We start from the raw sequence: 20,455 nt of genomic DNA, 5'->3' as shown, positions 1-20,455 counted from the left end.
TGAGTAAGCGTCCCTTACCTGTCGCCACCGACCCGCAGCGGCTCGCGCTCCAGGCGCACGCCGAAGCGCTGCTGCACCTGCCCGGCCACTTCCGCGGCCAGTTCCAGCAGTTCCACGGCACTGCCGCCGCCATGATGCACCAGGACCAGCGCCTGACGCTCATGCACGCCAAAATGGCCGCGCCGCCAGCCTTTCAGGCCGCATTGATCGATCAGCCAGCCGGCGGCCAGCTTGACGCCCGCCGCCTGGGGGAATTGCGGCATCCCGGGATGCGCTTCGCGCAGGGCAGCGGCTTGCTCGCGGGACACCAGCGGGTTCTTGAAGAAACTCCCGGCATTGCCGAGCACCGCCGGATCCGGCAACTTCTCGCGGCGCGTGGCACACACGGCTTCGGCCACCTCCAGGGCTGACGGCCGTGCCGGGACCCGCTGCGCCAGGTCACCATAATCGAGACGCGGAGCGGCCCGACGGGACAACCGCAGAATCAACCCGGTAATCGCCACCTGGCCCGCCATCTCCCGCTTGAAGATGCTGTCGCGATAGCCGAAGGCACACGCCTCGGCGTCCATCAGCGACTCCCGGCCGTCATGCAGCGATACCACGCGCACGGCCTCCACCACATCGGCCAGCTCGACGCCATAGGCGCCGATGTTCTGGATGGGGGCGGCACCGCAATGCCCGGGAATCAGGGCCAGGTTCTCGATGCCCCAGATGCCGCGAGCGGCCAGGGCCATGACCAGGTCATGCCAGACCACGCCGGCATCGACCTCGAGCCGCGGACACTCGCCCTCCTCGAGCCACCGCCAGTCGGCCATGGCCGGCTGGATGACCAGCCGAGGCAGGCGCGGCGGCAGGATGACATTGCTGCCGCCGCCCAACAGCAAGGGCTCGAGGTTCTGCTCATCGGCTAGCGTCAGGGCGGCGGCCAGTTGTCCGGCGGAAGTCGGCGCCACGAAACGCTCGGCACGACACGGCAGCCCCAGGGTGTTGAAACGCGAGAGGTCATGCTCGGCCCGCACATCGAGGCTCAAGACGACGCCTCCAGGCGCTGCTCGAGACTCGCCACCAACCCCTCGCAGGCACTCTCGAGCAGATCCATCATCTCCTCGAAACCACGCTCGCCGCCGAAATAGGGGTCGGGCACGGGCGTGTCGGCCAGCCCGGCGTATGCCAGGAAGAGGCCGACATGCGCCCGGCAGTCGGCGGGTCGTTGCTTCTCCAGGGTCGCGAGGTTGTCGTGATCCATGGCCAGCAGGTAGTCGAAGCGCGAAAAGTCCGCCGCCACCAGCTGACGCCCACGCAGATCGCCGATGTCCAGACCACGCCTGGCCGCCGCCTTGCGTGCCCGGGCATCCGGAGGCTCGCCCACATGCCAGGGGCCGACACCACAGGAGTCGATCTCGACCCGGTCGGCCAGTCCCGCCTCGCGGATCCGGCGACGCAGCATGCCCTCGGCGGTCGGCGAACGACAGATATTGCCCAGACAGACGAAAAGCACCCGTATCATGTGCCTGCTCCCTGATCCTGCATCCATTGGCGCACCCGCTCGAGGTCATCGGCGGTGTCGACACCGGCCGGGTTGGGCTCCCGGGCGAGGCCGACCTGGATGGCATGACCATGATGCAGGGCGCGCAGTTGTTCCAGTTGCTCCAGCTGCTCGAGCGGCGACGCCGCCCAGCCGAGGTACTCGGCGAGGAAGCTCGCGCGATAGGCATAGATGCCGATATGACGCAGCCAGGCATCGGTCTCGAGCTGCTCGGGGCGTTGTGCGAAGGCCTGCCGATCCCAGGGAATCGGCGCCCGCGAGAAGTAGAGCGCCCTCCCCGAGGCCTGGCGGACCACCTTCACCGCATTGGGATTGAACAGCGAATCGACATCGGTGATGGGCTCGGCCAGGGTGGCAATGGAGGCCCCGGTGTCATCGAACAGGCGCTGTGCGACCTGATCGATGAGCGCCGGGGGAATCAGCGGCTCATCCCCCTGGACATTGACCAGCACGGCGTCGTCGGGCAAGTCCAGGATGGCGGCGACCTCCGCCAGACGGTCCGTGCCGGAGGGATGATCGGGCCGCGTCATCACCACTTCCGCTTCCAGTCCGGCGAAGGCGTCACGAATCCGTTCGTCATCGGTGGCAATCACCACCCGGGTGGCCGCGCTTTCACAGGCCCGGCGCCAGACATGCTTGACCATGGGCTCACCGGCAATCTCCAGCAGGGGTTTGCCCGGCAGGCGTGTCGAGGCGAAGCGCGACGGTATCACGACGATGAAATCCTGCATCTCGGCCCCCTCAGGCGTCATCCCGGCGTCCGTCAGACGGCGGCAGCTTTTCGTCGACATCCATGGCACGTGCCTCATCGGGCAGCATGACCGGAATGCCGTCGCGCACCGGATAGGCCAGGCCGTCATACCGGCACAGCAGCTCGTCGGCCTCGCGGTCGTATTTCAGTTTGCCCTTGCACTGCGGGCACACCAGCATTGCCAGTAGTTCCTTGTCCATCGCGTCGCCTCCAGAGCAATTGCGGCCATTCTCGGGGATGGCACGGGGTTGGGTAACAGATTCAGCGCCTTGCCAGGCGAGCATTCAGCCAGGCGACGAAGGCCGTGTCGGGCTCGGCCTCCACGTCCAGACTCCAGGCATCCGTCGCCAGTTCGCGGCACTTGACCGCGTCCTTGGCCGTCATCACCAGGGGCCGCTGATCCGCGAAGGCCAGGTCACCGGCCGTGAATCGGTGGTGATCGGCGAAGGCATGGGCCGAGAAGTCGACCCCCAGCGCCTCCAGAGTGGCGAAGAAGCGCGCCGGCCGGCCGATGCCCGCCAGGGCATGCACCGGCCCGGTGAACGGCAAGGGCTGCAGGGGCCGCCGCTGACCATCTGCCAGGGACCGCCAGGCCACAGGCCTGAGCGGCATGCTATGGCTCGCCACCGGCAATGGCTGGCGTGTCTCACCGGTGACCAGCACCGCATCCACGCTGTCCAGGCGTTCGACGGGCTCGCGCAGCGGGCCGGCCGGCAGGCAACGACCATTGCCCAGGCCGCGCTGCCCATCGACCACGACGATTTCCAGGTCCCGCCCCAGGGCCAGGTGCTGCAGGCCGTCATCACTGAGCAGGATATCGCAACCCGCCTCCAGCAGGCGCCGGCCGCCGCGGGGGCGTTGCGGATCGACCACCACCGGGCAGCCGGTCTGGTCGGCCAGCATGCGCGGCTCGTCGCCGCTCTCGGTCACCCGAGTCTCGGGGGTCAGCAGCAGCGGATAATGCGCCGCCTGACCGCCATACCCGCGGGACAGGATGCCCGGCGTCCAGCCCGCCTCCTTGAGGTGCCGCGCCAGCCAGGCCACCAGGGGCGACTTGCCGGTGCCGCCCAGGGTGATATTGCCCACCACGATCACTGGCACCGGCGCCCGCCATGTCTCGCGACGGCCGTGTCGATAGGCCTGCGCCCGCTGCTGCACGACCCGCCGATACAGCCACTCCAGCGGACGCAGCAGCGCCAACCAGGCCTCGCCCCCGTAGGCGGCCTGCAGCCAGCGCTCGGCCAATCGGTTCATGCCGGCGCGGCCTCACGGAACTGCAGCCGATGCAGGGCCGCATAGGCGCCGTCCCGAGCCATCAGCTCGGCATGACTGCCCTGCTCGACGATTTCGCCGGCTTCCATGACCAGGATACGGTCGGCCCGCTCGATGGTCGACAAACGATGGGCAATGACAAAGGTGGTCCGACCACGGCAGACCTCTTCCAGCGCCGCCTGGATATAGCGCTCGGATTCGGTATCCAGTGCCGAGGTCGCCTCGTCCAGCACCAGCAGCGGTGAGTCCTTGTAGATGGCCCGCGCGATGGCCAGGCGCTGACGCTGTCCGCCGGACAGCATCACGCCGTTTTCGCCGACCACGGTGTCATAGCCATCGGCCAGTTTGGCGATGAACTCGTGCGCATGGGCGGCGCGTGCGGCCACCTCGATGGCGGCCGGGTCGGCCTCGTCCATCCCGTAGGCGATATTGTCGGCGATACTGGCGTTGAACAGCGTGACCTGCTGCGACACCAGGGCGATACAGCGTCGCAAGGGGGCCAGTTGATAGCTCTCCAGAGGCACCTCATCGAACAGGATGCGCCCCCGGGTGGGATAATAGAAGCGCGGCAGGAGCCCCATCAGGGTCGACTTGCCACTGCCCGAGCGACCAACGATGGCAACCATTTCACCGGCGGCGACCTCGAGATCGATGCCCTTGAGCACCTCAGGCTGATCCTCGCCGTAGGCGAAGTGCACTCCTTCGAAGCGCACACGCCCTTCGAGGCGTCCGGGCAGCCGTTCGCCGTCATCCTTCTCGGCGGGCTCCTCGAGCAGGCCAAACAGCTCGCCCGCCGCGGCAATGCCCTTTTGCACGGTGGCATTGACCTCGGTCAGCTGACGCACTGGCTTGGCCATCAAGGAGGCCGCCGTGATGAAGGCCACGAATTCACCCGGCGTCATCTCGGCCATCAGGGCCGGTGACATGGCAAGCCAAACCAGACCGGCCAGGGCCAGCGCCACCAGCAGTTGGATGACCGGCGTGCTGGTGGCCTTGGTCAGGGCCTCCTTCATGCTCTGCAGGCGATTGGCTTCGCTGGCCTCGGCAAAGCGCGCCTTTTCAAAGGGCTCCGCGCCATGCGTTCGCACCACGCGATAGCCGGACAGTGCCTCGGAGGCCACATGGGTGACATCGCCCATGGAGCGCTGAATGCGCTGGGAAATCCGCCGAAAACGCTTGCTGGCATAACTGACCACGCCACCGATCAGCGGTGTGACCGCCAGAAACAGCAGGGTCAGCATCCAGTTGGTCCACATCAGGTAGGCCACCAGGCCAATGACGAAGAAGCCTTCCCGCAACAGGATGGTGATCGCCTTGGTGGCCGCTCCGGTCACCTGCTCCACGTGGTAGGTGACCCGCGAGATCAGGTGCCCGGAAGAATGAGCGTCGAAGAAGCGTCCCGGCAGATGCAGCATGTGGTTGAAAACATCACAGCGCAGGGCATGGACCAGGTTGCGCGCCACATTGGTCATGTAATAGGTGCCGAGAAAGGTACCCAGGCCGCGAAAGGCGAACATGCCGACAACGAACAGCGGCAACCACATGCGGAACGCCGCATCGGGGTTCTGGATACCATCGATCAGGCGCTTCATCATTTCGGCCAGTGCCGTGCTGGAAGCCGCATACAGGATGTAGCCGACGACCGCCAGGGAGAAGGCCCGCCAGTGCGGCCTGACATAGCCCATCAGACGCTTGTAGAGAGTCCAGCCGGAGTATTCGATCACGGTGTCTCCGCTCGGGTGGATAGGGGCACGGATAAAGCCGGCGTCACTGGAGTGGATTCTAACGCAAGGCAGTCGTGCCCGACACCGCTGCGCCACCGGGGCCAGGCCATGGCAGGCCCGGGCGCACGCGGCGAACCGCGGGCGGCAGCGATACGGGGCGGCCCGGATCCCCCCAGTTCGAGCGTCAGGGCGCCATCCTGAGCCGTGTTCCACTGACAGCTGCCGACGCGCCGGAAACGCCGTACCACGGACCCCGCCGGATGCTCGAAACGCCCATCCAGAGCCGCACTGTAGACCACGATCTCGGGCCGCAACGCCTCGACCAGGGCCGGCCCCGAGCTGGTACGGCTGCCGTGATGGCCCGCCACCAGCACGGCGATACCCCCTTCCAGCTGACGCAGGAAGCTGCGCTCCACGCGGCGGCCGACATCCCCGGGTATCAACAGCCGATGAGACCCGACGCTGACCAGCAGCACGCAGGAGCGATCATTCTTCGACATGCCGCGCAAGTTGGCCGGCGGCCACAGCAGGCGAAACTCGACGCCATCGCGTCGCCAGGCCTGTCCAGCATGGCATGCCCGAAAGCGTACCGGCAGATCGGCCTCGGCGGGGGCCAGATAGCGTGCGACCGCATGGTCTTTCTCGAGAGCCTGCAGGCCGCCGGCGTGATCCCGGTCGCCGTGGCTGACCAGCACATCATCGACATGCTGGCCGGGCGGCCAGAGCGTCTCGAGGGGCATGAAGCCGGAGCCGAAACGTGGCCCGGTGTCCACCAGCAGGCGGTAGCCCGCGGTGCGCAATTCCACCAGTTGCCCCTGGCCGACATCATGCACACGCACCCAGAGCCGCTCGGGGGGCAAGCGGTGCTCCTCGGGCCAGACGATGCCGAGACACAGCAGCGCACTCGCCAGGGTTCGCCAGCGCCGGTCCACACCGGGCAAGGCCCAGACCAGGCCGATGAGCCCCAGCCCCAGGGCCAGTGGCCAACGCTGCGACGCCGACGGCTCATGCACCGGCATAATCGCAGCACTCGCTTCCAGCAGACCAGCTAGCGCCTCGCTGAGCACCGCGAACCCCGCCCAGCAGGCCGCCGAGAGCGGCGGCGCCCAGGCCAGCAACCAGCCAGCCAGACCCAACGGAACCATCAGGCTGCTGACCAGGGGGACCGCTACCAGGTTGATCAAGGGAGCGGCCGGGGCCAGCCGACCGAAGGCCAGCAGGACGGCCGCGGCCATGACCGGCGCCAGCAGCCACTGGGTACGCAACAGGGCCAGGCACCAGCCCTTCACCCCGCGCGGCCTGGCCCGCCCCTGCCAGATCAGGATCAACAGCGCCACGGCCACGAAGGAAAGCCAGAGTCCGGGGCGCCAGGCGGCCAGCGGATCGAGCAGTACGACGATCGCTAGCGCCAGCCACCAGGCCTGCCAGGGGCCCGGTGCATGGCGGCCACTGGCGACCCACAGGCCGATCAGGGACATGATCAGCGCCCGCAGGGCGGGAGCTTCGAGGCCGGCCAGCAGCGCATAGCCAGTCGCCGCCACACCGGCCGACCACCATGGCCAGATCGCCATGCGCCAATGGCCTGGGCTCAGCCCACGCGCCAGTCCGCGGGACAGAATCAACGCGAAGGTCGCCACCAGGCCGATATGCAGGCCGGAAATGACCACCAGGTGCGTGGTACCGGTGGCATTGAGCAGTTCCCAGTCGGCCCGGGTCAACTGGCGTTCGGCGCCCAGCGTCAGGGCCGCCAGCCAGCGCGCCGGGCGGGCTTCCAGGTCAGCTTCCGCCAGACGCGCCAGGGCCAGCCTGTGCAGTGAGAAAGGGGCCGCAGCCAGCCGCCTGGGCCCCGGCGCCGAGCGCAGATAGCCCGTGGCCTGAAAGCCTTCCCGCCACAGCCAGCCGCGATAATCGAAGCTGCCGGGGTTGGCGAACCCCGAGGGGGGCCGCAACCTCGCCGTGAGTCGCCAGCGCTCCCCGACCTCGAACGTCGGACCGCGATAGACGCTCAGGCGCAGACGCGACAGTTGTTCGCAGGACGGCAGGCCCTCGCTCAAGGGTCGACAATCCGCGACCCTCAAGTCCAGGCGTGCCATCCCCGCCTGACGCGAGACCGCGGTCACCTCGACCTCGAGCCGGACATCCTGGCGACTCAGCCCCGGCGCCAGTTCTCCGCCGATCAGCGACAGGACTCGCACCGCGACCACCAGCACCAGTCCGGCCAGCAACGCCGCGCGCCAGCGGCGCTGCACCAGGCACCCCAATCCGAGGCCAGCGACCAGCTGCAGCACGCTCGCACTGGCCAGGGCGCCACTCAGAATGCCCGCCAGCGTCGCCAGCGCCACGGGCATGGCCCACCCCTGTCGCATTCCATCATCCATGACACGCGTGATCCCGATGCCTCGTGCCGCCCGCGGGACGCCATGGCGAGGCATACGCCTTGTATGGATAATAGACGTTGTTTCGAATCCGCGAGCCTACCGACATGCCGCGCCGACTCCTGCAGCGCTATCTACCCCACCCCGAGACGCTAAGGCGGCAACGCTCACTGCGCTTCATGAGTCACTGGATCGGCAACCCGGCCCTCTGGGTGCTTTCGCGACGCAGCGTGGCCAATGCCTTTCTGGTGGGCCTTTTCTGCGCCCTGCTGCCGATCCCCTTCCAGATGGCCTCGGCCGCCCTGGGCGCCTGGGCACTGCGCGCCAATCTGCCGTTATCGGTCGCCCTGGTATGGATCACCAACCCATTGACCATGCCGCTCATCTTCTATGCCAATTATCGGCTGGGGGCCTGGCTACTGGAGGCGCCGGCGCGACAGGCCCCTGACGGCCTGTCGACGCGCTGGATCGCCGATCAGATGTTGGACATACTGCCGGCACTGGCGCTCGGCTCCCTGGTCGCGGCGGTCGCCTGCGGGCTGACCGGCAGTCTGGTCATCCGGCTGCTGTGGCGCTGGCAGGTAGTCAGAAGCTGGAGGCGCCGCGCCGCCCGGCGGCGGCACAAGCGTCGCGGAGGCCCGCCGGAGGTTGGCGAGCCCTGAGAGAGGTGTGTCAGTCGCCGACCGCCTGATCGGTCAAGCGTCCGCCATCAAGACGCAGGACGCGGTCCTGGTGCGCGGCGAGGCCGGGGTCATGGGTGACGATGATGAAGGCGCAGGCCGCCGAAGCAGACAGTTCGTCCATCAGCGCCAGAATGCTGGCCGCCGTGGTCTGGTCGAGATTGCCGGTCGGCTCGTCCATCAGCACCAGGCTCGGATCGGTTACCAGCGCGCGGGCGATGGCCACGCGCTGACGCTCGCCCCCGGACAATTCCCCCGGCTTATGGTCGGCCCGTTCACGCATGCCGACGCCCTCGAGAATCTGCATGGCACGCTGTTCGGCGTCACGTTTGCGTTGGCCGCGCACGATCAGCGGCAAGGCGGCGTTCTCGATGGCCGTGAATTCGGCCAGCAGATGATGAAACTGGTAGACGAAGCCGATGTGCTGATTGCGAAAGCGCCCCAGGGCGGCATCGCCCATGCGGTGCAGCACCTCGCCGGCAACCCGCACCTCGCCGTGACTGGGGCGGTCCAGTCCTCCCAGCAGGTTGAGCAGGGTCGTCTTGCCGGAACCCGAGCTGCCGACTACCGCCACCCGCTCGCCGGCCCGCACGCTGAGCGCCAGCGAGTCGAGCACCGTCAGATCATGAGGACCTTCACGGTAAGTGCGCGTCAGCTCTCGGCACTCGAGCATCACCTCGCCCGCTGCTGCAGCGGACTTGCTCGCTGGATCATTCATAGCGCAGTACCTCCGCGGGTTGAACCTTGGCGGCACGCCAGGCCGGGTATAGCGTCGACAGGAAGGTCAGCACGAAGGCCGCCAGCACGATAGTGCCCACATCGGACCACAGCAGCTGGGACGGCAGGTCACTGATGAAGTAGACGCCGGCATCCAGGAAGTGAATCCCCAGGGTCGATTCGACGAAGGCGATGATGTCCGACACCGTCAACGCCAGCAGCACACCGAGCCCGACCCCGATGAGAATCCCCATGATGCCGATGGTCAGCCCCTGGACCATGAAGATTCCCATGATGGAGCGCGGCGTGGCGCCGATGGTGCGCAGTATGGCGATGTCGGCGTGCTTGTCGGTGACTACCATGACAAGGGTCGAGACGATATTGAAGGCTGCCACCGCCACGATCACGGTCAACAGCAGGCCGATCATGCGCTTCTCCATCTGGATGGCCTGAAAGAGATTGCCGCGGGAGTAGGTCCAGTCCAGGCCCCGATAGCCGGCCCCCAGTTCATCGACGATGGACTGGGTCACGCTGCCGGCCTTGAACAGGTTGTCCAGTTCCAGACGCAGGCCGCCCACGGCATCTCCCATGCGCGCCAGGGTCTGCATGTCCTCGATATGCGCGTAAGCCAGATTGGCATCCAGATCGGCACCGACACTGAAGAGCCCACTGACGGTGAAACGCTTGAGCCGCGGGAAGACACCGGCCGGTGTGATCGATGCCTCGGGCACCAGCAGGGTCACGCTATCGCCCACGCCGACCCCCAGCTGACGGGCCAGCGCCGAACCCAGCACGATATTCCACTCGCCGGGTTTCAGGTCATCGAGGCTGCCCTGCGTCATGTGGTCATCGACGATGGACACCCGGCGTTCCCAGTCGGGCTTGATGCCGTTGACCATGGCGCCCTGGTTGCGGCCATCCACGGCAAACATGCCCTGCTGCTGGATATAGGGAGCTGCCCCGACGACATGCTCGCGCTCGGTCAGGCGCTCGGCCAGGGACTGCCACTCGGTCATGCCGGCGGGTTTCTCGATCTGGGTATGCGGGACCATGCCCAGAATGCGGGTTCGCAGCTCGCGGTCGAAGCCGTTCATCACCGAGAGCACCAGGATCAGCACCGCCACGCCCAGCGTCAGGCCCAGCATGGAGGTCAGAGAGATGAAGGAAATGAAGTGGTTGCGTCGCTTGGCACGCACATAACGCAACCCGAGCAATAGTGGCAGACGATCCAGCATATCAGCGTTCCTTGTCGGCGGACGCTCATGGTAAGACGTTTCGGGGCTGGCTGCATCGCCCGCCCCGAACATTTGCGCTTTCCTTGCATGATCGGCCGCCCGGGCCGTGCGGCCTAGCGCCAGAAGTCGCGGATGGAGGCGATGCCCTGGGCGCCCACGGCACGCGCATGGTTGGCATCATGGCGTGTCATGCCCCCGAGGGCGAAGACCGGCATGCCGGCATGCTCGACGAGACGTTGGAAGTCGTGCCAACCGATCGGCGCCACCTCGGGGTGCGAGGGAGTCGTGCGCAACGGCGACAGGGTGACGAAGTCACAGCCGATGCGCTGGGCCTGCACCAGCTGCCCATGGTCATGCGTCGAGGCCGCCAGCCACTTGTCGTCACCCACGGGACGACGCTCCAGGCTCATCAAGCGCTGGCTGGTCAGGTGAATGCCATCGGCGTCGACCCGCTCCAGCAAATGTGGCTCGCCATTGAGCATCAGCCGCGCCTCGTAGCGCCGACACAGGGCCAGGGCCTTTTCGGCACGGCGGACATAGGCATCGTCATCCAGGTTCTTGGCGCGCAGCTGAACCAGGCGCACGCTGTCCTCGCGCATGGCGCGTTCCAGACGCTCCAGGAAGACGTCGTCATCGTCCTCGTCGGCACTGATCAGATACTCGCTCGGCAGCATGACGGCGCGCAGGATCGGCAGGTTGGCCGCCGGGAACGGATAGCCATGCAGTTCCTGCATGGGCACCCAGCGCACCGCCTGACCTTCACGCCCGAAGGGCTCGCCGGCAAAGTCATGTACCTGCCAGACATCCAGCAGCACGTGCTTGTCGGCGTACTCGTGATGGATACGAATCAGCGGCTGAGCACGACGAATCTCCACGCCCAGTTCTTCGTGCAGTTCACGCTTCAGGGCCTCGAGGCCGGTCTCGTAAGGTGCCAGCTTGCCGCCGGGAAACTCCCAGAGACCGCCCTGATCCACATTGGAGGGACGCCGGGCCAGCAGCACTTGACGACCATCGGCGCTGATGATGGCGGCAGCCGCCACATGCACCCTTCTTTTCACCATTGCGTTCATTCACCTATCCAACGTTGCCACCTGGCTCGGTGGGGATTGCTATGGGGCTTTCGACTATCAGCCGGCCCGGCGTGCATGCGCCCGGGTCACTCAGGTGCGATAGTCGGCGTTGATGGCGACGTACTCGCGAGTCAGGTCCGTGGTCCACACAGTGGCCCCGCGCTGACCGCGAGCCAGGTCGATACGGATCCCGACCTCTTCCTGGGCCATCACCTCACTGCCGGCTTCCTCGGTGTAACCCGGCGCACGCCCGCCCTGCTCGACCAGTCGGACACTGCCCAGGTCGATGGTCACCCGCGAGACATCGAAGTCTGCCACCGGAGCACGGCCCACGGCGGCGAGAATGCGACCCCAGTTGGCGTCGCTGGCCGCCAGGGCCGTCTTGACCAGCGGCGAATGCGCCACCGTGAAGGCTACATCCAGTGCTTCGTCACGGCTAACGGCGCCGTCCACCTGCAGCGTGACGAACTTGGTCGCGCCTTCGCCATCCCGCACGATGGCCTGGGCAAGTTCGTTCATGACGCGCTGCAATCCCTCGCGGAAGACAGCCAGACGCTGTGTATCGCGGACTGCCGCGCCACGTCCCGTGGCAATCAGCATGCAGGCATCATTGGTGGAGGTATCACCATCCACGGTAATGCAGTTGAACGAGTGGTCCGCGGCCTCGCGCAGCACCTCGTCGAGTACCGCCGGCGCAATATCGGCGTCCGTGGCCACGAAGCCGAGCATGGTAGCCATGTTCGGCTTGATCATTCCCGAGCCCTTGCTGATGCCATTGATGGTGACCGTTTCGTCGCCCATCGGCAGCGTCACGCTGGCCCCCTTGGCCCGGGTGTCAGTGGTCAGGATACCTTCGCCGGCCGCCTGCCAGCCCCGGGGGCCATCGTCCAGGCCACGCAGTGCCTCGGGCAGACCGGCCAGCAGGCGGCCCATGGGCAGAGCTTCGCCGATCACACCGGTGGAAAACGGCAACACCGAGGTCTCATCGACGTCCACCAGGCCGGCCAGCTCGGCACAGGTGGCGCGGGCATCGCGCATCCCGACATCGCCTGTGCCGGCATTGGCGTTACCGGTGTTGATCACCAGGTAGCGCGGCGCGCTACCCCGGGTGGCACATGCCTGCAGATGCTCCCTGGCGACCGTCACCGGCGCCGCGCAGAAGGCATTCTGCGTGAAGGTGCCGGCCACCGCGCCGCCTTCGGGAACCTCGATTACCACCAGGTCCCGCCGGTTGGCGGTCTTGATGCCCGACATCGCCGTGCCGAGCCGAAGCCCCTCGATACGGGGCATGTCCGGGAAATACGCCTCCCCCACTGCCATGCTCAGGCCTCCTCATGTTCTGGTCAGCTGCGCGTTGCGAGCTACGGGCTTCGAGTTGCGAGCTACGGGCTTCGAGCTTCGAGCTTCGAGCTTCGAGCTTCGAGTGTCGACAATGGTATCTCGCCTCTCGCCTCTCGCCTCTCGCCTCTCGCCTCTCGCCTCTCGCCTCTCGCCTCTCGCGAAAGTTAACTCAACTTGCCACAGCACTGCTTGAACTTCTTACCCGACCCGCAGGGGCAGGGGTCATTGCGGCCGACCTTGGGCCCCTCGCGACGTGCCGGACGCGCGTCTTCGGCCGTCTCGGAGCCTGCAGTGGCGGTTTCCTCGGTGTCGTCCGCCTCGTCACGCCGGCTGGCGGACGCGGCCTGCTCACGCTCCAGGGCCTCGCGACGCTGGCGCTCCAGCTCCTCGACTTCCTCGGGCTGGCGCACCTTGACGTGGCTGAGAATCCGCGTGACGTCGGACTTGATGTTGGTGAGCAGCAACTGGAAGAGCTCGAAGGCCTCGCGCTTGTACTCCTGCTTGGGGTTCTTCTGCGCATAGCCACGCAGGTGAATGCCCCGCCGCAGGTGGTCCATGGACTGCAGGTGTTCCTTCCAGCGCGTGTCCAGCACCTGCAGCATGACCTGCTTCTCGAAGCGCCGCATCAGCTCGGGGCCGGCCACCTCGATCTTCTCCTCATAGGCCTCGCGATGCATGGTATGCAGACGCTCGCGAAGCTGCTCCTCGTTGAGCCGCTCGTCGTTGTCCGACCACTCGACGACCGGTGCATCCAGATTGAACTCGTTCTTGAGATGGTCCTGGAGTCCGGGGAGGTCCCACTGCTCCGGCAGACTCTGGGGCGGCACGAAGCTGCTGATGGCCTCTTCCAGCACCTCCTCGCGAATGCCCGTGACATTGTCGGAAACATCATCCGACCCGAGAATGTCGTTACGCTGTTCGTAGATCACGCTGCGCTGGTCGTTGGCCACATCGTCGTACTCGAGCAGCTGCTTGCGGACATCGAAGTTGCGCCCCTCGACCTTTTTCTGGGCCCTTTCGACGGCGTTGGACACCATCTTGTGTTCGATGGCCTCGCCCTTCTCCAGACCCATGGCCTGCATCATGCGTTGTACCCGATCCGACCCGAAGAGGCGCATGAGGTTGTCTTCCAGCGACAGGAAGAAGCGCGTTGAACCCGGGTCACCCTGGCGCCCCGAACGGCCACGCAGCTGGTTGTCGATGCGCCGCGATTCGTGGCGCTCGGAGCCGATGACGTGCAACCCGCCGGCTTCCAGGACGGCATCATGGCGTTGCTGCCATTCGGCCTTGAGACGCTCGATCTGCGACGCGTCGGGAGCTTCCAGCTTGGCCGCCTCGGCTTCCCAGTTGCCGCCGAGCACGATATCGGTACCACGCCCCGCCATGTTGGTGGCGATGGTGATGGCCCCCGGGCGACCCGCCTGGGCGATCACCTCGGCCTCGCTCTGGTGCTGCTTGGCGTTGAGTACATTGAAGTCGAGCTGCGCCCGGGTCATCAGTTCGGCCAGGTACTCGGAGGTGTCGATGGAGGCGGTACCCACCAGCACCGGGCGGCCATGAGCGGTCTGCTCCTTGACGTCCTCGATGATGGCGTCGAACTTTTCCTCGGCACTCAGGTAGACCAGGTCATTGTGATCCTTGCGGATCAGCGGACGATTGGTGGGTATGACCACGACATCGAGGCCGTAGATCTGGCGAAACTCGAACGCCTCGGTGTCCGCCGTCCCGGTCATGCCGGATAGCTTGTCGTAGAGGCGGAAATAGTTCTGGAAGGTGGTCGAGGCCAGTGTCTGGCTCTCGCGCTGCACCGTGACACCTTCCTTGGCTTCCACCGCCTGGTGAAGCCCTTCCGACCAGCGCCGACCGGGCATGCTGCGGCCGGTGTGCTCGTCGACGATCACCACTTGGCCGTCATCGATGATGTAATCGACATCGCGGTGGTACAGATGGCGGGCCCGCAGTGCCGAATGCATGTGCTGCAGCAGATTGAGGTTCTGCGCGGCATAGAGCGAGTCCTCGGCCCCCAACAGGCCCTCCTCGCGCATCACTTCCTCGACCCGATTGTGACCCCATTCGGTCAGTTCCACCTGCTTCTGCTTCTCGTCCAGTGTGAAGTCACCGCTGTCCGGATCCTCCTCGTCGCTACAGGGCGTCAGGCTGGTGGCCAGCCGATCGACCACCCGGTAGAGCTCGGTATTCTCGTCCACGGCACCGGAGATGATAAGCGGTGTGCGCGCCTCGTCGATCAGGATCGAGTCGACCTCGTCGACAATCGCGAAGTGCAGATCGCGCTGCACCTTGTCCTCCAGCGAGAAGGCCATGTTGTCGCGCAGGTAATCGAAGCCGAACTCGTTGTTGGTGCCGTAGGTGATATCGCAGCCGTAGGCATGGCGCTTCTGTTCCGGGCTCTGGCCGGCATAGATGGTGCCCACGCTGAGTCCCATGGCCTCGTAGAGCGGACGCATCCAGTCGGCATCACGGCAGGCCAGATAATCGTTGACGGTAACGACATGCACGCCCCGCGCCGGCAGCGCATTGAGATAGACGGCCAGGGTAGCCACCAGTGTTTTGCCCTCACCGGTCTTCATCTCGGCGATGTGGCCATTGTGCAGGGTGATACCACCGACCATCTGTACATCGAAATGGCGCATGCCCATGAACCGCTTGCTCGCCTCGCGAACCGTGGCGAAGGCCTCGGGAAGCAAGGCGTCGAGTGTCTCGCCATTGTCCAGGCGTTCACGGAAGCTTGCAGTGCGCGCCTTGAGGGTCGCGTCATCGAGCCCCTCGTATTCCGTCTCCAGCGCAGTGATGCGCGTCACCACACGGTTCATGCGCTTGACTTCGCGGTCGTTCTTGGAGCCGACGACCTTGCGTAGCAAATTATTGATCATGAAGGGTCCTGTCACAACATATGGCATTCGGCCGCCGTTCGGGGGCGACCGCTGAATCACTCAGGAAGGTGACAGTGCTGGTGGGCCACGCCGGGTCAGGACATCATGCGCCGCCACGGCACGCAGCGGCAGACAGCGTCTTGTCGGCAAGGGCCGCGCGGTGTCGCGGCGGCGTTTCAGCTGCCGGGATGGCCAGCGGCAACGCGAGCGACGCCGCGCCTGAAGTTGGGAACTGGCCCGTATCAGTGCCGGCGCCAGGATGCACATCTGCACGACGCGCTCGACAGACCGCCATTCTGCCTGGGCCAGCCCGGCGGGAAGCAGGCAGCCCACCAGCAGGCCGGCCAGCCACCATCGCGCCGGCGCCCCGCGCGAACGCCGCGATGACACTGTTGGGCTCTGGCTATCGACTCCAAGCGTCGCCATGCTGTCGAGGAACTCCCGTGCGTGCTAGGCTCAGGCCTGTCAATTGAGCGCCGACAAGCGGCGCGGCGATCATCCACCCCGTACAGGGTTTGTCCCGAGAATCAAGCTGATGAGTATAAAGGTTAAGCGGTTCCGAGCCCAGCCCATGTCGAGGCTCCTGGAAGGGAAAGGTGAGCTGGGCACGCTGATGCGCACCGCACGACTCATCGAGCAGGCCCAGGAGCACCTGAGAAACCAGTTATCCGGCGAACTGGGCGAGCACCTGTTCGTCGGCGGCTTCGAGAACGGCCGCCTGACGCTGATCACCGATAGTGCCGCCTGGCTGACCCGCCTGCGTTACGAGCAGCCCCGCTTGTTGAAACGCCTTCACGAACTGCAGGGCTTCGAGGCGGTGACCGGCTTCGATCTCAAGGTACGCCCGGTGCGCCCGCCCAAGGCGCCGCTGCGCCAGACACGCCAGCTGCCCGCCAGCGCCGCCGACGAAATCTCCAGTTGCGCCGAAGAGGTCGACAACCCGCGCCTCAGGCAGGCGCTGGAACGCCTCGCCTCCCACGCCGAGCGCAAGCCGTGAGGCGTGAGGCGTGAGGCGTGAGGCGTGAGGCGTGAGGCGTGAGGCAGCCTGCCATTGATTCCGTACCCTACAATCTGAAGAAGGCCCGCCAGAAATGGCGGGCCTTCTTCTTAAAGCTTATGGCTCACAGCTCCCGGCGCAGCCGGGTTCAGGCCATGGCCGGGGCGGCATAGGAGATCGGCGCCGCTTGCGCCTCATCCTCGAAGGTCACCAGCTCCCAGGCCTGGGGGTTGTCGATCAGGGCGCGGCACAGCTGGTTGTTGAGGGCATGCCCGGATTTTACCCCGCGGAACTCGCCGATCAGGCTGTGCCCCAGCTGGTAGAGATCGCCGATGGCATCCAGCACCTTGTGCTTGACGAATTCATCATTATAGCGGAGCCCGCCTTCGTTCACGATGCGGTAGTCATCGACCACGATGGCATTGTCCAGGCTGCCGCCCAGTGCCAGGTTGTTCGAACGCAGGTACTCCAGGTCACGCATGAAGCCGAAGGTTCTGGCGCGCGAGACTTCCTTGACGAAGGAGGTGGTCGAGAAATCGACCGATGCCGTCTGCTTTTGATCCTCGAAGACCGGATGCTCGAAGTCGATGGCGAAGGATACCTTGAACCCCTGGTGCGGGAGGAAGATGGCTTCCTTGTCACCGTCACGCACCACGACCTCGCGCTTGATGCGGATGAACTGCTTGGGCGCCTGCTGCTCGGCAATGCCGGCCGACTGAATGAGGAACACGAAAGGCCCGGCACTGCCGTCCATGATCGGGACTTCGGGGGCACTGACATCGACATAGGCATTGTCGATGCCCAGTCCGGCCAGGGCCGACATCAAGTGCTCGACAGTGGCCACCTTGACACCATCGCGAGACAGGGCAGTACACAGGGTGGTGTCGGTGACGTTTTCGGCACGCGCCGGAATCTGGACTTCCGGCTCCAGGTCGGTGCGCACAAAAATGATGCCGGTGTCGACGGGTGCCGGGCGCAGGGTCAGATAGACCTTTTTACCCGAATGCAGGCCGACGCCGGTGGCGCGAATGACATTCTTGAGCGTTCGTTGTCGGATCATGGGCGTTCGCCAGGCAGTCGTTGATTATCAAACACCGTTCACTATAGCACCGAACGAGCGTTTTAACAAAAATATCACCTCAACCACTGCCTATCATCGGCATTGTGCGGATCAATCAGCCTGACGACGCAAGAAGGCCGGGATATCGAGATAGTCATCGAGCTCCTGGGACTTGCGGTTGTCCGGCTGCGCGCGCTGCGGCTCCTGGGGCTCGGGCTTGGACGCGGCGGCCGTGCGACCCTGCTGACCCTGGGAGCGGCTGGCGGCGGCCTGCTGACGAATGGCGGCCGCATCGTTGCGACGTGCCGTCGGCTTCTCGCGGCTGGTCGTGGTCGCCGAAGGCGCCTGACGCTGACCATCCAGGCCGGCGGCCACGACGGTCACGCGCAACTCGTCGCTCATCTCCATGTCGATCGAGGTACCGACGACGATGGTGGCGTCCTGGGAGGCGAACTCCTGAACGGTGGCACCCACGTCGTTGAACTCGCCGATGGACAGATCCGGGCCAGCCGTGATGTTGACCAGGATGCCGCGCGCACCATGCAGATCGATATCCTCGAGCAATGGACTGCGAATCGCCTTCTCGGCCGCTTCGCGGGCCCGACTCTCGCCGGTCGCCCCGCCGGTTCCCATCATCGCCATGCCCATCTCCGACATCACGGTGCGTACGTCGGCAAAGTCGACGTTGATGATGCCCGGGCTGGTGATCAGTTCGGCGATACCCTGAACGGCTCCCAGCAGCACATCATTGGCCGCGCTGAAGGCCGACAGCAGGCTGGCGCTCTTGCCGAGCACCGAAAGCAGTTTCTCGTTGGGGATGGTAATCAGCGAGTCGACATGCTCGGAAAGCTCCTTCATGCCCTCTTCCGCGGCACGCATCCGCTTGGGCCCCTCGAAGGGGAAGGGTCGCGTGACCACGGCCACGGTCAGGATGCCCAGCTCCTTGGCTACCTGTGCCACGACGGGCGCGCCACCGGTACCGGTACCACCACCCATGCCGGCGGTGATGAAGACCATGTCGGCACCACTCAGCAGCTCGGCGATGCGTTCGCGATCTTCCATGGCCGCATTGCGACCGACTTCCGGGTTGGCGCCAGCCCCCAGTCCCTTGGTGATTTCGCTACCCAACTGAAGGACAGTCTTGGCCGAGACGCTCTTGAGCGCCTGCGCATCGGTATTGGCGCAGATGAACTCGACGCCCTCGATGCTGCTCTCGACCATGTGGTTGACAGCGTTACCACCGCCGCCACCGACACCGACTACCTTGATAACCGCACTACTAGAAGGTGCGCTATCGACAAGTTCGAACATTTGCCCCGTCTCCTGGACCGCTGGAGCGGCCCTGTCAAAAATTTCCTTTGAACCAGCTCTTGAGCTTAACCAGCGCTGAAGTCCCTTCCTCTGGTCCACGCCGGGAGACGTCATTGCGTCTCGGTTGCGCCGATAGGCCGCCATCCTGCTCTTGCGGGCCGAGGCCCTGACGGTTCTCGTTTAAAGCGTAATGTAGCAAACCGACGCCGGTCGAATAAATCGGGTTACGTACCACATCGGCGAGCCCGCGCACATTCTGCGGGCACGCGATCCGCACGGGCATGTGGAAGATCTCTTCGGCCAGTTCAACGACGCCTTCCATGCGCGCGGTTCCACCCGTCAGCACGACACCGGCGGCGACCAGGTCTTCATAGCCGCTCCGCCGTAGTTCGTCACGTACCAGAGTAAAAAGTTCCTCATAGCGCGGCTCGACGACTTCGGCCAGGGACTGCCTGGAGAGGTCACGAGCGGCACGGTCGCCGACGCTCGGCACCTTGATCATTTCATCACCGGAGGCCATCTGGGTCAGCGCACAGGCGTACTTGACCTTGATTTCCTCGGCATGCTGGGTCGGCGTGCGCAGCGCCATGGCGATATCGTTGGTCACCTGGTCACCGGCGATGGGGATCACCGCCGTGTGGCGAATGGCCCCTTCGGTGAACACGGCAATATCGGTGGTACCGCCACCGATGTCGACCACACAGACTCCCAGCTCGCGTTCATCCTCTGTCAGCACCGCATGACTCGATGCCAGCTGCTCGAGGATGATGGCGTCCACGTCGAGCCCACAGCGACGTACGCATTTCTCGATGTTCTGCACGGCATTGAGGGCCGCCGTGACCAGGTGGACCCTGGCCTCGAGGCGTACCCCCGACATGCCCAGGGGCTCGCGAATGCCGCCCTGGGTATCGATGGCAAACTCCTGGGGCAACACATGCAGCACACGCTGCCCCTCGGAGATGGCGCGAGCACGCGCTGAATCGATGACGCGGTCGATATCGGCGGAGGCGACTTCGCGCTCCTTGATCGCCACGACACCGTCGGAATTCATCGAGCTGATATGGCTCCCGGCGATACCGACATACACGGAATGGATATCGCAGCCGGCCATGAGCTCCGCTTCCTCCACGGCACGCTGAATGGATTGCACAGTGGACTCAATATTGATTACCACCCCCTTCTTCATGCCACGAGAGGGGTGAGAGCCGATACCGGCAATTTCGATTCCGCCATCGTCGGTGGGCTGACCCACGATCGCCACGACCTTGGATGTTCCGATATCCAGCCCGACTACCATATTGGACACATTGGAAGGACCTGCCATGAGCCGGGAATTCTCCTCGAGCCTGACCCGCTAGGGTGAGTACATGTTTAGCGCGAAAAATCTGGGCTAATTATAGGAACAACTTGCGGTGTTTCACCAGCCCATCTGCAAAAAACAATCTTTAACGATATGGCTATTTTCACGTTAAAGGAATACCCACA

Annotated in this window: 18 protein-coding genes; 2 read left to right on the top strand and 16 right to left on the bottom strand. The window is 65.2% G+C overall.

What is annotated here, in order from left to right; all coding sequences use genetic code 11:
* Positions 1-14: 14 nt before the first annotated feature.
* From murB to HHA01_RS06030, 7 genes are all read right to left on the bottom strand, one after another.
* Positions 15-1,031: a UDP-N-acetylmuramate dehydrogenase gene (murB, locus tag HHA01_RS06055; RefSeq protein WP_246053826.1), complete on the bottom strand. Its 1,017-nt coding sequence runs from the start codon at positions 1,029-1,031 to the stop codon at positions 15-17.
* Entirely contained in the window at positions 1,028-1,507 is a 480-nt protein-coding gene (locus HHA01_RS14905; RefSeq protein WP_246053825.1) for a low molecular weight protein-tyrosine-phosphatase, read from the bottom strand. The genes murB and HHA01_RS14905 overlap by 4 nt, the downstream gene beginning before the upstream one ends.
* Entirely contained in the window at positions 1,504-2,277 is a 774-nt protein-coding gene (gene kdsB / locus HHA01_RS06050) for a 3-deoxy-manno-octulosonate cytidylyltransferase (protein WP_141318747.1), read from the bottom strand. Before kdsB ends, HHA01_RS14905 begins: the two co-directional genes overlap by 4 nt.
* Before the next feature lie 10 nt (positions 2,278-2,287).
* Positions 2,288-2,497 (bottom strand): Trm112 family protein, encoded by a 210-nt coding sequence (locus HHA01_RS06045; RefSeq protein WP_141318745.1) that lies wholly within the window; start codon positions 2,495-2,497, stop codon positions 2,288-2,290.
* A gap of 61 nt (positions 2,498-2,558) precedes the next feature.
* Positions 2,559-3,551: a tetraacyldisaccharide 4'-kinase gene (gene lpxK, locus HHA01_RS06040; protein WP_141318743.1), complete on the bottom strand. Its 993-nt coding sequence runs from the start codon at positions 3,549-3,551 to the stop codon at positions 2,559-2,561.
* Positions 3,548-5,254 (bottom strand): lipid A export permease/ATP-binding protein MsbA, encoded by a 1,707-nt coding sequence (gene msbA / locus HHA01_RS06035; protein ID WP_174787720.1) that lies wholly within the window; start codon positions 5,252-5,254, stop codon positions 3,548-3,550. Before msbA ends, lpxK begins: the two co-directional genes overlap by 4 nt.
* A 35-nt stretch (positions 5,255-5,289) precedes the next feature.
* A complete protein-coding gene (locus tag HHA01_RS06030; protein WP_141318741.1) occupies positions 5,290-7,659 on the bottom strand; it encodes a DNA internalization-related competence protein ComEC/Rec2 in 2,370 nt (789 codons plus the stop codon).
* Positions 7,660-7,775: 116 nt separating this feature from the next.
* Between HHA01_RS06030 and HHA01_RS06025 the strand changes: the two genes are divergently transcribed.
* Complete coding sequence (locus HHA01_RS06025) at positions 7,776-8,330, top strand: DUF2062 domain-containing protein (RefSeq protein ID WP_141318739.1); 555 nt, start codon at positions 7,776-7,778, stop codon at positions 8,328-8,330.
* 10 nt (positions 8,331-8,340) lie between these two features.
* On the opposite strand, the gene HHA01_RS06020 is transcribed toward HHA01_RS06025, so the two are convergent.
* The 6 genes from HHA01_RS06020 to HHA01_RS05995 form a co-directional block, all read right to left on the bottom strand.
* Entirely contained in the window at positions 8,341-9,066 is a 726-nt protein-coding gene (locus HHA01_RS06020; protein ID WP_141318737.1) for an ABC transporter ATP-binding protein, read from the bottom strand.
* Positions 9,059-10,300 (bottom strand): lipoprotein-releasing ABC transporter permease subunit, encoded by a 1,242-nt coding sequence (locus HHA01_RS06015; protein ID WP_141318735.1) that lies wholly within the window; start codon positions 10,298-10,300, stop codon positions 9,059-9,061. Before HHA01_RS06015 ends, HHA01_RS06020 begins: the two co-directional genes overlap by 8 nt.
* 113 nt (positions 10,301-10,413) lie before the next feature.
* Positions 10,414-11,361, bottom strand: a complete 948-nt coding sequence (locus HHA01_RS06010; RefSeq protein ID WP_141318803.1) for a Nudix family hydrolase — start codon at positions 11,359-11,361, stop codon at positions 10,414-10,416.
* Between the two features lie 99 nt (positions 11,362-11,460).
* Complete coding sequence (gene argJ, locus HHA01_RS06005; protein ID WP_141318733.1) at positions 11,461-12,690, bottom strand: bifunctional glutamate N-acetyltransferase/amino-acid acetyltransferase ArgJ; 1,230 nt, start codon at positions 12,688-12,690, stop codon at positions 11,461-11,463.
* A 185-nt stretch (positions 12,691-12,875) separates the two neighbouring features.
* Positions 12,876-15,602 carry a preprotein translocase subunit SecA gene (secA, locus tag HHA01_RS06000; protein WP_141318731.1) on the bottom strand — a complete coding sequence of 909 codons (2,727 nt, stop codon included), beginning with the start codon at positions 15,600-15,602 and terminating at the stop codon, positions 12,876-12,878.
* Between the two features lie 60 nt (positions 15,603-15,662).
* Complete coding sequence (locus HHA01_RS05995) at positions 15,663-16,028, bottom strand: hypothetical protein (RefSeq protein ID WP_246053824.1); 366 nt, start codon at positions 16,026-16,028, stop codon at positions 15,663-15,665.
* A gap of 145 nt (positions 16,029-16,173) precedes the next feature.
* Here HHA01_RS05995 and HHA01_RS05990 point away from each other — a divergent pair, with 145 nt between their 5' ends.
* Positions 16,174-16,599, top strand: a complete 426-nt coding sequence (locus HHA01_RS05990; RefSeq protein ID WP_141318729.1) for a DUF721 domain-containing protein — start codon at positions 16,174-16,176, stop codon at positions 16,597-16,599.
* 148 nt (positions 16,600-16,747) lie between these two features.
* On the opposite strand, the gene lpxC is transcribed toward HHA01_RS05990, so the two are convergent.
* The 3 genes from lpxC to ftsA all read right to left on the bottom strand — a co-directional run bounded on the left by lpxC (position 16,748) and on the right by ftsA (position 20,294).
* On the bottom strand, positions 16,748-17,659 hold the full coding sequence (gene lpxC / locus HHA01_RS05980) for a UDP-3-O-acyl-N-acetylglucosamine deacetylase (RefSeq protein WP_141318727.1): 912 nt from the start codon (positions 17,657-17,659) through the stop codon (positions 16,748-16,750).
* Between the two features lie 111 nt (positions 17,660-17,770).
* Complete coding sequence (gene ftsZ, locus HHA01_RS05975; protein WP_141318725.1) at positions 17,771-18,970, bottom strand: cell division protein FtsZ; 1,200 nt, start codon at positions 18,968-18,970, stop codon at positions 17,771-17,773.
* A gap of 34 nt (positions 18,971-19,004) precedes the next feature.
* Positions 19,005-20,294 carry a cell division protein FtsA gene (gene ftsA, locus HHA01_RS05970; protein WP_141318724.1) on the bottom strand — a complete coding sequence of 430 codons (1,290 nt, stop codon included), beginning with the start codon at positions 20,292-20,294 and terminating at the stop codon, positions 19,005-19,007.
* Positions 20,295-20,455: the final 161 nt, after the last annotated feature.

The sequence above is a fragment of the Halomonas halmophila genome (assembly GCF_006540005.1).
In the GTDB taxonomy this organism is placed as follows: domain Bacteria; phylum Pseudomonadota; class Gammaproteobacteria; order Pseudomonadales; family Halomonadaceae; genus Halomonas; species Halomonas halmophila.
Note: the sequence above shows the minus strand (reverse complement) of the source record. Positions and strands in the feature narration are given on the sequence as shown.

Coding starts and splice junctions, on each gene's coding strand:
- HHA01_RS06015 (WP_141318735.1), bottom strand. CDS start 10,300: ATGCTGGATCGTCTGCCACTATTGCTCGGGTTGCGTTATGTGCGTGCC.
- HHA01_RS05990 (WP_141318729.1), top strand. CDS start 16,174: ATGTCGAGGCTCCTGGAAGGGAAAGGTGAGCTGGGCACGCTGATGCGC.
- HHA01_RS05995 (WP_246053824.1), bottom strand. CDS start 16,028: ATGGCGACGCTTGGAGTCGATAGCCAGAGCCCAACAGTGTCATCGCGG.
- argJ (WP_141318733.1), bottom strand. CDS start 12,690: ATGGCAGTGGGGGAGGCGTATTTCCCGGACATGCCCCGTATCGAGGGG.
- HHA01_RS14905 (WP_246053825.1), bottom strand. CDS start 1,507: ATGATACGGGTGCTTTTCGTCTGTCTGGGCAATATCTGTCGTTCGCCG.
- ftsZ (WP_141318725.1), bottom strand. CDS start 18,970: ATGTTCGAACTTGTCGATAGCGCACCTTCTAGTAGTGCGGTTATCAAG.
- HHA01_RS06030 (WP_141318741.1), bottom strand. CDS start 7,659: ATGCGACAGGGGTGGGCCATGCCCGTGGCGCTGGCGACGCTGGCGGGC.
- HHA01_RS06020 (WP_141318737.1), bottom strand. CDS start 9,066: ATGAATGATCCAGCGAGCAAGTCCGCTGCAGCAGCGGGCGAGGTGATG.
- secA (WP_141318731.1), bottom strand. CDS start 15,602: ATGATCAATAATTTGCTACGCAAGGTCGTCGGCTCCAAGAACGACCGC.
- lpxC (WP_141318727.1), bottom strand. CDS start 17,659: ATGATCCGACAACGAACGCTCAAGAATGTCATTCGCGCCACCGGCGTC.
- HHA01_RS06045 (WP_141318745.1), bottom strand. CDS start 2,497: ATGGACAAGGAACTACTGGCAATGCTGGTGTGCCCGCAGTGCAAGGGC.
- ftsA (WP_141318724.1), bottom strand. CDS start 20,294: ATGGCAGGTCCTTCCAATGTGTCCAATATGGTAGTCGGGCTGGATATC.
- HHA01_RS06010 (WP_141318803.1), bottom strand. CDS start 11,361: ATGGTGAAAAGAAGGGTGCATGTGGCGGCTGCCGCCATCATCAGCGCC.
- msbA (WP_174787720.1), bottom strand. CDS start 5,254: ATGGGCTATGTCAGGCCGCACTGGCGGGCCTTCTCCCTGGCGGTCGTC.
- kdsB (WP_141318747.1), bottom strand. CDS start 2,277: ATGCAGGATTTCATCGTCGTGATACCGTCGCGCTTCGCCTCGACACGC.
- HHA01_RS06025 (WP_141318739.1), top strand. CDS start 7,776: ATGCCGCGCCGACTCCTGCAGCGCTATCTACCCCACCCCGAGACGCTA.
- lpxK (WP_141318743.1), bottom strand. CDS start 3,551: ATGAACCGATTGGCCGAGCGCTGGCTGCAGGCCGCCTACGGGGGCGAG.